Source organism: Catenulispora yoronensis (genome assembly GCF_039531695.1).
In the GTDB taxonomy this organism is placed as follows: domain Bacteria; phylum Actinomycetota; class Actinomycetes; order Streptomycetales; family Catenulisporaceae; genus Catenulispora; species Catenulispora yoronensis.
The window spans coordinates 1-14,152 of the sequence record NZ_BAAAQN010000005.1; the positions used below are offsets into that span (position 1 = coordinate 1).

The 14,152-nt window shown below is 72.3% G+C and carries 10 protein-coding genes and 1 pseudogene; 3 read left to right on the plus strand and 8 right to left on the minus strand.

All coding sequences use genetic code 11. From position 1 onward, the window contains the following. From ABD481_RS05375 to ABD481_RS05395, 5 genes and pseudogenes are all read right to left on the minus strand, one after another. A pseudogene (locus tag ABD481_RS05375) lies at positions 1 to 148 on the minus strand (lipoyl synthase); the annotation flags it as partial. A gap of 65 nt (positions 149 to 213) precedes the next feature. Then, positions 214 to 1,029: a lipoyl(octanoyl) transferase LipB gene (gene lipB / locus ABD481_RS05380; protein WP_344664396.1), complete on the minus strand. Its 816-nt coding sequence runs from the start codon at positions 1,027 to 1,029 to the stop codon at positions 214 to 216. Positions 1,030 to 1,060: 31 nt separating this feature from the next. Next, positions 1,061 to 2,998 carry a trypsin-like peptidase domain-containing protein gene (locus ABD481_RS05385; RefSeq protein ID WP_344664397.1) on the minus strand — a complete coding sequence of 646 codons (1,938 nt, stop codon included), beginning with the start codon at positions 2,996 to 2,998 and terminating at the stop codon, positions 1,061 to 1,063. A gap of 466 nt (positions 2,999 to 3,464) precedes the next feature. Continuing rightward, positions 3,465 to 5,012 carry a HAMP domain-containing sensor histidine kinase gene (locus tag ABD481_RS05390; RefSeq protein WP_344664398.1) on the minus strand — a complete coding sequence of 516 codons (1,548 nt, stop codon included), beginning with the start codon at positions 5,010 to 5,012 and terminating at the stop codon, positions 3,465 to 3,467. After that, complete coding sequence (locus ABD481_RS05395; RefSeq protein ID WP_344664399.1) at positions 5,009 to 5,698, minus strand: response regulator transcription factor; 690 nt, start codon at positions 5,696 to 5,698, stop codon at positions 5,009 to 5,011. Before ABD481_RS05395 ends, ABD481_RS05390 begins: the two co-directional genes overlap by 4 nt. Before the next feature lie 189 nt (positions 5,699 to 5,887). On the opposite strand from ABD481_RS05395, the gene ABD481_RS05400 reads away from it, so the two are divergent. Continuing rightward, positions 5,888 to 9,910 carry a DUF4192 family protein gene (locus tag ABD481_RS05400; RefSeq protein WP_344664400.1) on the plus strand — a complete coding sequence of 1,341 codons (4,023 nt, stop codon included), beginning with the start codon at positions 5,888 to 5,890 and terminating at the stop codon, positions 9,908 to 9,910. Positions 9,911 to 10,110: 200 nt separating this feature from the next. After that, entirely contained in the window at positions 10,111 to 10,995 is an 885-nt protein-coding gene (locus ABD481_RS05405) for a hypothetical protein (protein WP_344664401.1), read from the plus strand. Between the two features lie 59 nt (positions 10,996 to 11,054). On the opposite strand, the gene ABD481_RS05410 is transcribed toward ABD481_RS05405, so the two are convergent. From ABD481_RS05410 to ABD481_RS05420, 3 genes are all read right to left on the minus strand, one after another. After that, positions 11,055 to 11,804, minus strand: coding sequence for a cytochrome b/b6 domain-containing protein (locus ABD481_RS05410; protein ID WP_344664402.1), 750 nt, complete (start codon positions 11,802 to 11,804; stop codon positions 11,055 to 11,057). Then, entirely contained in the window at positions 11,788 to 12,516 is a 729-nt protein-coding gene (locus tag ABD481_RS05415) for a molybdopterin-dependent oxidoreductase (protein WP_344664403.1), read from the minus strand. The genes ABD481_RS05410 and ABD481_RS05415 overlap by 17 nt, the downstream gene beginning before the upstream one ends. A gap of 140 nt (positions 12,517 to 12,656) precedes the next feature. Then, on the minus strand, positions 12,657 to 12,896 hold the full coding sequence (locus tag ABD481_RS05420; RefSeq protein ID WP_344664404.1) for a hypothetical protein: 240 nt from the start codon (positions 12,894 to 12,896) through the stop codon (positions 12,657 to 12,659). A 265-nt stretch (positions 12,897 to 13,161) separates the two neighbouring features. On the opposite strand from ABD481_RS05420, the gene ABD481_RS05425 reads away from it, so the two are divergent. Continuing rightward, positions 13,162 to 13,947 carry an NUDIX hydrolase gene (locus tag ABD481_RS05425; RefSeq protein WP_344664405.1) on the plus strand — a complete coding sequence of 262 codons (786 nt, stop codon included), beginning with the start codon at positions 13,162 to 13,164 and terminating at the stop codon, positions 13,945 to 13,947. Positions 13,948 to 14,152: the final 205 nt, after the last annotated feature.

The window sequence follows — 14,152 nt, forward strand, 5'->3', positions numbered from 1 at the left end:
TCACCAGGTTCTTCAGGCCGGTGTATTCCGGTCCCATCTTCGCCCGGGTCTTGATCCAGCTCGGTTTCTTCTCGATCGGGACGGCGCTGTTGCGGACCTCAAGCCGGAGCAGCTTGCGGCCTTCTGGTTCTGGGGTGACGGCCGTCACTTCGAGTCTCCTTGTGAGAGGGGTACAGCTGTTTCCTGTGATTACCAGCTTAAGCGGGTCGCGGACTATTCCTTCACCGCGCCGACCAGGCCGGACGCCTGGGATTGCTCGGTGAGCACCGCACCGAGGTGCTTCGCGACCAGCGGGGCGACCTCGTCGACGCTGACGTCCCGGCCGAGCTCGGCGGACAGCGAGGTGACTCCGGCGTTCCGGATCCCGCACGGGATGATCTTGTCGAACCAGGCCAGGTCGACGTCGCAGTTCAGGGAGAAGCCGTGCATGGTCACGCCCTTGGCCACCCGCACGCCGATCTGCGCCAGCTTGCGGTCGGCGCGCCGCTGCCCGGCGTTGGACGGCGCGTACTCCGGGCCGGCCAGCCGCGGGTCGAACTCCTCGTCGTCCTCCACCGGGGCGCCGACGGTCTTGAGCCGCAGGTTCAGCCCGCCGAGGTCCTGGCGCTCGATCTCGTCGCCGAGGATCCACACGCCGCTGCGGCCGTGGATCCGGGTGGTCTCCAGGCCCAGCTCGGCGCAGGCCCGGATCAGGGCCTCCTCCAGGCGGCGGACGTGGCCGACCACGTCCATCGCCTCCGGCAGCCGCAGGATCGGATAGCCGACCAGCTGGCCGGGGCCGTGGAAGGTGATCCGACCGCCGCGGTCCACGTCCAGGACCGGAGTGCCGTCGTCGGGCCGCTCCTCCGGGGTGGTGCGGCGGCCCGCCGTGAACACCGGGGGGTGCTCCAGCAGGATCAGGGTGTCGGCGACCTCGCCGGCCACGCGGCGGGCGTGAACCTCGCGCTGGAGGTCCAGAGCCGCCGGATACGGAACGGCCTCCGCACCGAAGCCGGCGCGGAGGACCGAGAATCCACGTTCTTCAGACACCCCTCAAGGGTACGCCTGATGATTACCGTCCCTATTGGGCCGGGGCGGTCGGGGTCTTGAGGACGCCCAGAGTCACGGTGGCGGTCGTGGAGTTGCCGTCGCGGGTGTAGGTGATCTGGATGGTGTCGTTCGGCCGGTGCGAGCGCACCGCGGCGGCCACGTCGGCGTAGGAGTACACCAGCCGGTCGCCGATCTTGGTGACCACGTCGCCGGGCTTCAGGCCCGCCTTCTCCGCCGGGCCGCCGGAGGCGACCTGCTCCACCTTGTAGCCCTTGGCAGTGCGGGTGGTGGTGTCGCCGCCGCCGGTCTGCTGCACGCCCAGGGAGGCGATCTGCGCCGGCTGGCCCTTGGCCAGCTGGTCGACGATCGGCAGCGCCTCGCTGATCGGGATCGCGAAGCCCAGGCCGATCGAGCCGGCCTGCTGCGAGCTGCCGCCCAGACCGCCGGACTGGCTGTTGGAGGCGATCGCCGAGTTGATGCCGATGACGTTGCCCTGCATGTCGGTCAGCGGGCCGCCGGAGTTGCCGGGGTTGATCGCGGCGTCGGTCTGCACCGCGTCCAGCACCACGGTCTGGCCGGTCTCGCCCTGGGTCTCCACCGGCCGGTTCAGCGCGCTGACGATGCCGGAGGTGACGGTGCTGGTCAGGCCGAGCGGCGAGCCGATGGCCACCACCTGCTGGCCGACCGCCAGGTTCTTGGAGTCGGCGAAGGAGGCCTTGGTCAGCCCGGAGACGCCGTCGGCCTTGATCACGGCCAGGTCGGCCAGCGGCTCGGTGCCGACGATGTGCGCGGTGGCGGTCTTGCCGTCGTTGAATGTGACAGTGATGGTCGCCGGGCCGCTGCTGCGGCTGTTGCCGCCGTTGCTCCCGCCGCTGGTCCCGCCGTTGCCGCCGAACGGGTCGCCGTTCTGCGGCTGCTGGTTGTTGTTGCCGTTGCTGGAACTGCTGCTGCTGGCCGAGGCCACGACGTGGTTGTTGGTGACGATCAGGCCGTCGGAGCTGTAGATGATGCCGGTGCCCTCGTCGCCGCTGCCGTCGGAGGTGCTGACCTGGATGTCGACCACGCTCGGCATCACCGCCGAGGCCACCTGGGTCACCGAGCCCGGCGTGTTCAGCGCCGTGTTGTTGGTGTTCAGCGGCGCGCGGGCGCCAGTGTTGTCGGCGGTGGCCGAGGGGCTCTTGTCCTTCGCCGCGTAGGTGACCGCGGTGCCGATGCCGCCGCCGATGAGGCCGGCGACCAGGGCGACCGCCACCAGCAGCTTGCCGGCACCGGAGCCGGAGCGGCCGTTCGGGGCGCCGGGCGGCGTGTAGGGCGGGAAGGTCTGGCCGTCGGAGGGCGGGGCCCAGTTCGGCGGGGGAGTCGGGCCGGGGCCGAGGTGGCTGCCGTCGCCGAGCCCGGCCTGCTGGGCGGCGTGCTGCTGGGCGGCGGGGCCGAAGGCGGCGGCCGGCTGGGAGGCCGACTGGGCCGACTGGGCCGAATGGGGAGCCGAGTGGTCGGTGGGCTGTGCGGCGGGCGCGGGCTGGCCGACCTGGGTCTGCTCGGGGACCGAGGCGGAGGCGGCCGGGGCGGCGGGCGCGGAGTGCGTTGTGTGCGCGGTTTGCGCGATGTGCGCCGCCTGCCCGTCCGGTGCGGACTGCGGAGCGCCGTGCCCCGCGGCCGAGTCCACCTGCTGCGCAGGCACCGCCGGCTGCACCAGCGTCGGCTGGTCGCCGGCGGGCTGGACCAGCGTCGGATAGTCGGTGCCCGCCGGGGCCGCGTCGTACGGGACGGCGTCCTGCTGCGGGGGGACGGAGGGCTGGTCGCCGCTCGCGGAGGACGCCGTGGTGGCGTTGGGGTCCTGAGCCCCGGAGCCGCCGGCCGCGGCGGGATTCGCGCCGAAGCTGTCGCGCACGTCCTGGTGCGCGGGCTGCCCGGCGCCGTTGTCGCCCAGGCCGCCGACGCCGCCTGCGTTGCTCGAGGGTTCGTTCATGTTGAGGAGCTTCGCCTGTTCACCTTAAGAGCTGCTGAGACCTGGTCAAGAGGTGACCGAAAAGACACCCAGGAGTCTCCACGTTTCCGTGGGCGGATTCCCGGCTCCCGACCTTATGCCGTTCTCGGCCTCAGCAGCATGTATGGCACGTCGGAGTGGCGGACGCGGCCGCGCGGCGGCGGTCGGCGGGTGTGTCGATCTTCAGGTTCGGTCACAGGGTTCGGTCGCGTGGCTCGATGAGGTCGGTCAGGGCGGTCCGGCGGCGTCGGCCTGGCTGTGCCGGTTCGCCCACGCGGTCCGATCCGTCGGCCGGGCTATGCGAAATCGGTCACACTGCCGACGCGGCCGGACCGGTCACACGGTTGGCGTAGCCCGGCCGGTCATGCCGCTGGTGTGGCCCGACCGGCTGTGCCGGTGCCGGTGCCGGTGCTGGGCCGGTGTTGCTGACGCAGCCCGGCCCGGCCCGTCACGCCGTGGGCGTTGCGGAGGCGGATTCGCTCGGGGGAGCCTCGGTCGACCGCCCCGGCAGCCACAGCCCCAGCAGCGCCCCGCCGCTCGGCGCCCGCGCCGCCGCGACCCGGCCGCCGTGGTTCTCGGCGGCCTGGCGCACGATGGCCAGCCCCAGCCCGGAGCCCGGCATGGTGCGGGCCTCGGGGGAGCGGTAGAAGCGTTCGAAGACGTGCGGCAGGTCGTCGTCCGCGATGCCCGGGCCCTGGTCGGCGACCTGCAGCAGGCCGTCCGACAGGCGCACCGTGACCGTCCCGTGCTCCGGGCTCCACTTGGCGGCGTTGTCCAGCAGGTTCGTCACGGCCCGCTCCAGCGCGGTCGGATCCCCCTCCAAGAACCACGGCTCGACCTGGATGTCGAAGCTCAGGTGCGGCGCGCGCCGGCGGACCCGGTCCACGGCCTGCCGCACCACGTCGCCCAGGTTCACCGGCTCCGGCGCGGCCTGCGGCTTGGCGTCCCGGGAGAGCTCGACGAGGTCGCCGACCAGCAGCGACAGCTCCTCCATCTGGGCCCGCACGTCCCCGATCAGCTCGGCCCGGTCGGCGTCGCTGATCCGCACCCGGTTCGCGGCCGGCGCGGTGTTGTCCGACCCGGTGCCGAAGACCTGCGCGAGCAGGTCGATGTTGGTGCGCATCGAGGTCAGCGGGGTGCGCAGCTCGTGGCCGGCGTCGGCGATCAGACGCCGCTGGTGGTCTTGGGAGCGGGCCAGCGCGGTCAGCATCGCGTTGAAGCTGGTGGCCAGGCGCGCCAGCTCGTCGGTGCCCTGCACCTCGATCGGCCGCAGGTCGCCGGTCCGGGCGACGTACTCGGTGGCCTCGGTGAGGCGGTCCACGGGCCGCAGTCCGGTGCGGCCGACGGTGATCCCGGCGCTGCCGGCCACCGCGATGCCGGCGATCCCGACGAGGATGGAGACCAGGGTCAGCCGGCCCAGCGTCTGCTGGGTGTCGTGGGTGGACTGCGCGAGCAGGACGGCCTGGCGGGTGGTCGGCGTGTTGGGGCTCTGCTCGACCGGGACGGTCACCGAGCGGACCCGGGTTCCGTCACTGAGCGTGATGTTCCGGAAGCTGGTGCCGGTGCCGTTGCTGGCCACCTCGACGTCCGCGTCGTTCGGCGCGATCGCGGGCAGGGAGCTGCGGAGCGTGTAGGTCTGGCGCTCGTCGTCGAAGACGACCACCTCGGTGTCGCTGTACGTCGGCAGGTCGAGGCCCTTGAGCGTCTGCCGGTACTGCCAGGCGCTGTCCTCCTGGCTGCGGACCATCTGCGCGGTCTGGCTCGCGTGGTTGAACAGCGTCGAGTCGGTCTGGCTCAGGATCTGGTTCCGCACCGTGATCAGGCCCGCGATCGACGCCAGCGCGACGCTCACGCCCACCGCGACCATCACCAGCCCGGTGATCCGGGTCCGCAACGGGACGTGCGACATCAGATCCGTGATCTTGGCCCGCAGGCGCTCGTACGGACCCGGACGTTCCTCCTGACCCTGCTGCTCGGCGTCGACGAACGGGTTCACGGGGCGGTCTCGCGCAGGGAGTACCCCACGCCCCGAACCGTGTGGATCAGGCGCGGCAGGTCGTCGATCTCGGTCTTGCGGCGCAGGTAGCCGACGTACACCTCAAGCGAGTTGGCGGTGGTCGGGAAGTCGTAGCCCCAGACCTCCTCCAGGATCTGCGCCCGGGTCAGCACCTGCCGGGGGTGCCGCATCAGGAGCTCCAGCAGGTTGAACTCGGTCCGGGTGAGCCGCACCGGCTTGCCGGCCCGCGTCACCTCCCGGGTGGCCGGGTCCAGCGTGAGGTCGGCGAAGCCCAGCGGGGCGTCCGACTGGTCGGCCAGCGCGCCCTGGGTCCGCCGCAGCAGCGCCCGCAACCGGGCCAGCAGCTCCTCCAGCGCGAACGGCTTGGGCAGGTAGTCGTCGGCGCCGGCGTCCAGCCCGGCGACCCGGTCCGGCACGGCGTCCCGCGCGGTGAGCAGCAGCACCGGCAGGTCCTCACCGGCGGACCGCAGCCGCCGGCAGGTCTCCAGGCCGTCCAGCCGGGGCATCATGACGTCGAGCACGACGGCGTCCGGCCGCCGCTTCGCGATCGCCTCCAACGCCTGCAACCCGTCGGACGCGAGCTCGACCTCGTACCCGTTGAAGGCCAGCGAGCGCCGCAGCGAGTCCCGGACCGCCTGGTCGTCGTCCACCACGAGGATGTGCATGGCCGCATTCTGCCCCGCCCGGTTGAGAAAGCGCTGAGATCACCCCCACCTTTTCCTCAGCGCCCACCCACCCCCCAAGCCTGCGAATTAGACCATTAGAGGGATACAAGTTATCCACACCCCCCCTTTATCCACAGACAGTCATGTCTCAGTCGCGCACAGTGCCCACCACTCGGCACAGTATCCGTCATGGACCACGACCTCACCACGGCCCCCGAGCCCGGCGCCCCCACCGCCGGCCCGGAGACCACCAGCCCCCCTCCGCCCGGCACCCCGGCCCCCAGCCCGAGCGGCCCCACCGCCCCGGCCACCGGCCGACCCGCCGGCCGGAACGGCTCCGGTGCCGGTCCGGCCCTGGAAACGGCAGCCCACGCCGACCTTGCCTTGCCCGATCCGCTCTCGCCCGACCCGGTCTCGCCCGATCCGCTCTCGCCCGACCCGGTCTCGCCCGACCCCTCACTGCTCGACCCCTCACTGCCCGACCTCACACTGCTCGACCCTGCCTTGCCCGATCCCACACTGCTCGACCCCACACTGTCCGACCCTGCCTTGCCGCCCGGACCGGCTCAGCCCGCTGACCCGATTGCCGGCTCCTCAACTTCCCCAACCATCACTTCCAGCCCTGCTACCAGTTCCGGCCCGGCCTCCGCCGCCGGCAACTTCGCCACCGACGGCTCCACTCCTCCCGGCCACATCGCCCCCGACCCCCATCCCACAGCCGGCTCCCGCTCCAACACCTCCGCTGCCTCCGCCGCCCCCGACCCAACCTCCCACCCGCCAACCGCCCCGCGACTCGATTCCTCGCCGGGATCTTCCCCCGATCCCGCGCTCGACGGATCGCCCACTTTCTCGCACGACCTGTCGTCCCCGTCTCCGTCTCCCGCCTTCGCCCCCGGCTACCCCTCCATCGGCACCGTCCGCCTCGCCTCCCCCGGCTCGGTCGTCGCCTCCATCCCGCTGCTGTTCGGCTTCCACCCCGACAACAGCCTGGTCATCCTCGGCATCAGCCGCGCCACCGGCGGCGGCCGCTACATCCGCCACGGCGTGCGCATCGACCTGGACCAGGTCCGCGGCCGCGAACGCGCCGCCGCCCTCGAACTCGCCGCCCGCCTGCGCGACCACGAGGCCGAGATCGCGATCCTGGTCGCCTTCGGCCCCCGCGGCGCCACCGGCACCAAGGCCCGCCCCGACCACTGCCGCAAACTCATGGCCGCCTTCCGCGCCCAGATCGAGGCCGCCCCCGCCGAGGAACGCGTCACCGTCGTGGACGCCCTCTACACGGCCAACGGCCGCTGGTGGTCCTACATGTGCCGCAACACCCGCTGCTGCCCCACCGCCGGCACCGTCGTCCCCGCCGAGGCACCCCCCGGCCTGACCGCCGCCCTCTCCACCCGCGGCCACACCGTCTACACCAGCCGCGAAGCCCTCGACGCCACCCTCGCCCCCTACCCCGCGGACATCCTGGCCCGCACCGCCCAAGCCGCCGAATCCGTCGACCCCACCTGGTACGACACCGAAGCCGGCCTCGCCGACGCCCGCCACCTCATGGACACCCTCCTCCTCCGCTGCGCCGACCCCCGCCCCAAACCCACCCGCACTGAGCCCACCGACACCCGACCCACCGACACCCCACCCACCCCCACTCCGCCCACTAACACTCCGCCCACCCACACCCCACCCACTCCCACCCCGGCCGCCCGGGCCACCTCCCACACCCCCACGGCCACTGCCACCATCAACAACTCCCACCCCCGCACCCGCACAGCCGCCGCCGAATCCCCCCGCTCCGCCTGCCGCCCGACAACCACCGCCCCCATCACCGCCGCACCACCCGCCACCACCCCGGATTCTCCGAGTGCTGCGGTCGACCCCCGGCCCCGGCCCCGGACGGCCGCCGCCGAGTCCCCGACCTCAGCCCGTCACCGCACCACCACCTGCACCATCGCCGATGCTGCGCCGTACGCCGATGCTGCGCCATACTCGGACTCGCCGAGTGCCGCGACCGGCCCTCAGCTCCGCACCCGGCCGGTGCCAGCCGAATCCTCGCGTTCGACCCGCCGCCGCACCACCACCTGCACTATCGCCGATGGTGTGCCGTACGCCGATGCTGCGCCGTACTCGGACTCGCCGAGTGCCGCGACCGGCCCTCAGCTCCGCACCCGGCCGGTGGCAGCCGAATCGCCGCGTTCGACCCGCCGCCGCACCACCACCGCCACCGTCACCGACACTGAGCCATCCCCTGACGAGCCGAGCGCCGCCGCGAGCCCTCGCAAGCGATCCCGGACGACCGCCGCCGAGTCTTCAACCTCCGCCAGCCACCGGAGTCCATCGACAACTGGCGACGCTACTCCCGCCCCAATCCCCGCTGCCCGATCCAGCCGTCGCGTCAACCGCGTCCCCGCGATCGGAACGCAGCCCACCGAAGCAGCTCCGCCCGCCGTCGGCCCCCGCTCACGATCCCGAGCAGCGACCACTGAGGCATCGCGCGCCACCGCCACGTCCACTTCGGCCACCAGCCCCAGCCGCCGTGCCAACCGCGCCCCGGCGGCCAGCTCCCAGCCCGAGGAAGTGGCCAAACCCACCGCCACCACCACGCCGCGCACCTCCGCTTCCCCCGCCGCGTCGACCTCTACCGCCGCACCGCGCCGCACCCCCGCCGCGTCTGCCTCTACCGCCGCGCCGCGCCGCGCCAGCGTCGCGTCCACCGCCACCGCACCGCGCCGTACCAGCGCCGCGTCGGCCTCCGCCTCTGCCTCCACTGTGCCCCGCCGCGCCGCGTCGGCTTCCGCCTCTGCCGCCGCCACACCGCGCCGCGCCACCACCGCGTCGACCTCTGCCTCTGCCGTCACTGCGCCGCCCACTTGCACCGCCGCGTCGACCTCTACCGCCATCGCTACCGCGTCGCCCACTTCGGCCGCCGCACCACGCACTTCCGCTTCCCCCGCCGCGTCTGCCGCCACCGCGCCGCGCCGCACCGCCGCGTCGGCCTCCACCTCTACCTCCACTGTGCCCCGCCGCGCCGCGTCGGCCGCCGCCGCACCGCGCTGCGCCACCACCGCGTCGACCTCTGCCTCTGCCGCCACTGTGTCGCCCGCTTCCCCCGCCGGGTCGAGCTCTGCCGCCATCGCTTCCGTGTCGCCCACTTCGGCCGCCGCACCGCGCACTTCCGCTTCCACGTCGGCCCTTGCCCCCACTGCGCCGCGCCGCACCACCACCGCAGGTACCACCGAGTCGACCCCTGCTACCGGCGCCGCGCGGCGCCGCACCCCCGCCCCTCCACGCACCGCTGACGCCGAAGCGCCGCCCGCCACCACCCCGGCCGCGCCGCCCGCCACCGCGGCCACCCCGGCCGCGCCGCCCGCCACCGCCGCCAGCCCCCGCTCCCGAACGCGCTCCCGCACAGCCGCCGCCGAATCCCCCCGCTCCGCCATCCGGCGCGGCCCATCCGCCACAGCCTCCGTCCTCGCTCCCACATCGGCCGGAGACACTGCCGCCGCCACTCCGGCCAGCAACACCGCCATCCCCGCCCCGACCCCAGCTGGTGACCCCGGCTTCCCGCCGCCCACCGCCTCGGCTGGCGACACCGGCCTCCCCGCGCCCACCCCAACTCGCGGCAGCACCGCTCCCGCCCCACCCGCCGCCCCCATTCCCGCCGCCCGCTCCGCCCGCCGCGCCAACCGCGTCCCGGCGATCGGCGCGCAGTCCGAGGAAGCGGCCGCGCCCGCTGCCGACGCCCCGCAGATCTCCGACGCTGAGGCTGCGCAGCTGCTGATTGCGCTGCTCAACTGGCGGGTGCGGGACTATCTCGCCTGCGCTGCTGCGACTGAGGATTCCGCTCGGCGGTTGTTGCGGCTGAGTACTGAGTTGGCGCGGCGGGCGCCTCATCCTGAGCTTCGCCTCGCTCCCTATGCGCTCGCCGCGTGGGCGGCGTGGGCGATTGGTCGGCCCTCGGTTGCGCAGTGCGCGGTGGACCGGGCGCTGGCCATTGATCCCGAGTACAAGTTCGCCTCGCTGATCCGGGCCGGGTTGCATCACGCCATTGATGGCGAGGGTGTGCGTGAGTCCGCCGCCAATACCCGGCGGGATCTGTTCGGTGAGGCCGCCGTCGACTTCGACACCGATCCGGAGTTCGCTCCGGCCCCCGTCCCCTCCCAGCGTTCGACCGAATCCGTCCCCTTTGACCCCTCCGACCCCGAACTGGAGAGACCATGAACATCCGCATAGAGCAACTCCCCGCTCCGACTCCGCAGCTGAACCGGGCTACGCGACGCCGTTTGCGGCGCGGTCTGGCCGATGTCCGTCGCTTTGCCGCGCAGGCCCTCATCGGTCCCGGCGGCGAGGTGAGCACGCCGCGGCCGCCGAAGTTGCCACCGGTTCCCCGTCCACTGAGCTTGGGGCGGCGCAGTAGCTCGGTGCTCGCTCTCGCGGCTGCCGCGCTGGCGGTCCCGGCGTTGCCGGGCACGGCCTCGGCCGCCGCCGTCCCCAGTGCGGCCTCGGCCACCGTCACCACGCTCGTGGCTCCGGCTCCGCAGGCCCGGCATCACCTGACGCACGGCTTGTTCGCGTCGAGCCCGAACACCGTGACGTTCCAGACCTGGTCCGCCTCCGGCTGGTCGCTGACCATGCCCGGATCGGAGGTCGAGCCCCGGTGCCTGGAGATCCCGCACCACCACCGCTGCACCCCGTGGGAGTACCGTCCGGCGCCGAAGGGCCTCTCAGGTCCCGAACCCGACTCCGCCGCGTCCGGCACCTACCGCCCGGGCATCGAGTCCTACCACATCTCGCATCTCAACCCCCGCAACCTGGGCGACTTCGCGAGCCCCGACACCGGCATCCTCTCCGCCGAGCCGGACGTCTCGACTGGCACGACCGCAGGCCTCATGACGCCGGCTGACGCCCCGATCCCCGACCTTCCCCGCCATGGCGCGCCTGCCGCCCCGGCCGCGCCGGCTGCTCTGGCCGCCCCGGCCGCCCAGACACCCCAGACACCCCAGCTCGCTCAGGCCACCCCGGTCACCCGCTCTCGACCCCTCGCGACCAAGACCCCGACCGCAACAGCGACAACCTCGGCCATGGCCCCCGCCCGCCCGGCCTCGGTATCCCTCGCCAACCGCATCGGCAGCGCCACCAAGAAGCCGATGTCGTCGCCCTGCCTGCGGGCGACGTACCTCGCGGGCAAGGACCGGCGCATGCTGGCGCATCTGCGTCCGCCGACCGACGCCATGAACGTGGTCGTCGCCCACCCGCGTGCGGAGTGTGCGGCGATGGTCGACTACCTCTCCCAATCGCGCGCCTGATGCAGCGCACTACCCACCTCGCGCGGGCCCGCCTCACCGCGGGCCGCGCGGCCCATCGCCTAGCCTTCGGAGTCCGTCGCTGTTTCGGTCGCCCAGGCCCGGTGCTCCTGCTCCGCCCACCGCCGGGTCACCCAGCCGGTTCGCATTCCGGTCCGGGCCTGCTGATCGTTGAGCGCGAACCACAGATGGCCGATCACGACGAAGCCGATCGCCAGTGCCAGCCAGTCGTGCACGAACGTCGCCCCGGTCCGCATCGACACCCCGACCAGGTGCGGGAACCACATCAGCGTTCCGGTGCCCACCATCACCAGGATCGCCCCGCACTGGAACGAGGCGTTCAGCTTCTGCCCCGCGTTGAACTTGCCCACCGGCAACGCCAGCTCGTGGGCCCGCTCCGAACGCCAGGCGCGCTTCTTCAACCAGGTCCGGTCGGTCTCGTTGTGCCGGCTCAACCGGCGCACGTCTGCCCGATACGCTCGCGAGAACAGCCCGGCCGCCATCGGGATGGGCAGGCTCCATCCGCTGTAAAGATGGATCAGGGCCATGGCCGGCCGGTGGCCGATCCGCACCGACAACGACGGCAGGTAGAGCACCGCCCCGGTCACGATCAACGTCAGCATCAGGACCGCCGTCGCGCGGTGGATGTACCGCTCGGCGCGCGTGAACCGTTCGATCCGCTCCACCCGTCCGCCACCGCCTGGCCCACCAGAGCCAGCCCCACCACTACCCGACCTACCGCCGCCAGGCTCACCACCACCCTGGTCGTACCAGCCGTCGCTCTCGCCGTCGCCCTCAGCTCGTCGGGACATCGCCGTTCCTACCGTTGGACTTTCCGACCCAGGCGTCGACGTCATACCCGAAGTTCTCCCAATAGCCGGGATGGACCGCGTCGACCACTTGGATCTCCGACAGCCACTTGATGCTCTTGTAGCCGTACATCGGCGCCGCGTAGAGCCGCACCGGCCCACCATGGTCGTGGCTCACCGGTCCGTTCAGCATCCGCGTCGCCACCAGCATGTCCGGGTTCTGTGCCTGGTCCAGGGTCAGCGACTCGGTATAGGTCCCGTCGAAGGACACGAAGCGCAGTGCCTTCGCTGAGCTCTGGACCCCGGCCAGGGCCAGCAGGTCGCTCAGCCGGATGCCGCTCCACGGCACGTTCGGCACACGCCAGCCGGTCACGCACTGGAAGTCGCGCACCAGATCGGTCTGGGGCAGCGCCGCCAGGTCGGTCAGGGAGTACTGGCGCGGCCGGTCCACCAGGCCGGAGATCGAGAGCCGGTAGGTGGCCGGGTCTGGGGTCGGCACGCTGCCGGTCACCGTGTAGAACCGCCACTCGTTGCCCAACGGAAGGAGGTTGGTCAGGCCCGTCGGATCATGTTGGGCGACGCCGGCCAGGAAACGCTGGACGGCGGCGCCGCCCACGACGCCCAAGGCGCCCAGGCCCACTACGCCGAAGACGACGCGGCGCCCGACCGGTCTTCCTTCCCCATCGGGCCGGTCGGGCCGTTCAGCAGTACTCACGGCACCATCACATCACCGCAGGTTGGGGAGCACCAGGACATGGTGAGGAGGTTCTCGGGTTCGTAATAAGTGCGGGCGCCATGGAACTGACGCGGCAGTCGCGGCGGTCACGGCCCACATCAGCGGCTCAGGTGCGCTCATCAGTGACTACGCCGCTTCCGATGCCGGTCGGTGTCCTGCAGCATCAGGCGCAGCGCCTGGGCCCGCCACCAGGCGGGCTGGACCGGGTCGATCGGTGCGGACCAGCGTTGGTCCGGATGCAGGCCGAGCGCGCGGAGGATATCGGCGCGGATGTGGAAGCCGAGGGTGCCGTACCAGTGGCCGTCAGGGCGTTTGCCGCAGGTCAGATGGATGTGGACGTCGTCGGGGCCGAACGGCATCCAGTCGATGCCGTGGTCGAGCAGTCAATAGGCGATGGCGTGCATGGGGCGCGGTGCGCCCGGCAGGTTCTCGTACCAGAAGACGGTGATCCACTCAGGGTCCTCAGTTGCCATAGGACGATCGTAGGCCGCCGGTGGTGGGCGTTCCTCCGATTAACGGGATGGGTTTGTTCACTGGCTGAGATCGCCGGGGTGACCGCGAGTGTTACCCCGGTGGCCCACCCCAGTTCTCGTCACCCTGACGACATCACGCTACGATGAACGGATGCCACAGCACCTCGACCAACCGTACGACCCGACCGCCTACCCGCCGTTCGCGGTGACGGTGGATCTGGTGGTGCTGACCGTCGCGGAGCAGGGGCTGAGCGTGCTGGCGGTGCGGCGCGGAGAAGCGCCGTTCGCGGACCGGTGGGCGCTGCCCGGCGGGTTCGTGAAGCCGGACGAGAGCCTCGGCGATGCCGCTGTGCGGGAGTTGGCCGAGGAGACCGGGCTCGGGCTGCAGATCGCGTCGCCGGACGCGCCGGGGCTGCCGGACCACGGTGTGCACCTGGAGCAGCTCGCCAGCTATGGCGATCCGGGGCGCGATCCGAGGATGCGAGTGGTGTCGGTCGCGTATCTGGCCTTGGCGCCGCTGACCTCCCTGGGCCAGGGCGGGTCGGAGCGGCCGTTCCCGTCGGCCGGGGGAGATGCGCGGGCGGCGGCATGGATGCCGGTCGCGGAGCTCCCAGGCTCGGAGGGGTTGGCCTTCGACCATGCGCGGATCCTGGCCGACGGGGTCGAGCGGGCGCGGTCGAAGATCGAATACTCGTCACTCGCTGCGGCGTTCTGCCCGCCGGAGTTCACGGTGGGGGAGCTGCGCAACGTCTACGAGGCGGTGTGGGGGGTGCCGCTGGACCCGCGGAACTTCCACCGGAAGGTGACCGGGACACCCGGCTTCCTGGTGCCCACCGGCGGCACCACATCGCGGCAAGGTGGGCGGCCCGCGCAGCTGTTCCGGCGCGGCAACGCCTCGCTGCTGAACCCGCCGATGTTGCGGCCGACGGCCGATTAGCGCCGGAGGCTATTTTGCCAGCGCCTGAGCCAGTCCTCCACGGCCCCGGGGTCAGTCCACCAGGGCGCGGAGCCTGTCCTCAAGAGCTCGGGGCCAATCGCACCAGGGCGCGGAGCTAGTCCTTCAGAGCTCCAAGTCAGTCGCACCAGGGTGCGGAGCCGGCCCTCTAGAGCTTCAGAGTCGGCCTTCCAGAACCTGGCGCCGG

Bases quoted from the DNA above. Each gene is read 5' to 3' on its own strand.
- ABD481_RS05420 (WP_344664404.1), bottom strand. From the start codon at position 12,896: ATGCCGTTCGGCCCCGACGACGTCCACATCCATCTGACCTGCGGCAAA.
- ABD481_RS05385 (WP_344664397.1), bottom strand. From the start codon at position 2,998: ATGAACGAACCCTCGAGCAACGCAGGCGGCGTCGGCGGCCTGGGCGAC.
- ABD481_RS05395 (WP_344664399.1), bottom strand. From the start codon at position 5,698: ATGCACATCCTCGTGGTGGACGACGACCAGGCGGTCCGGGACTCGCTG.
- ABD481_RS05410 (WP_344664402.1), bottom strand. From the start codon at position 11,804: ATGTCCCGACGAGCTGAGGGCGACGGCGAGAGCGACGGCTGGTACGAC.
- ABD481_RS05400 (WP_344664400.1), top strand. From the start codon at position 5,888: ATGGACCACGACCTCACCACGGCCCCCGAGCCCGGCGCCCCCACCGCC.
- ABD481_RS05425 (WP_344664405.1), top strand. From the start codon at position 13,162: ATGCCACAGCACCTCGACCAACCGTACGACCCGACCGCCTACCCGCCG.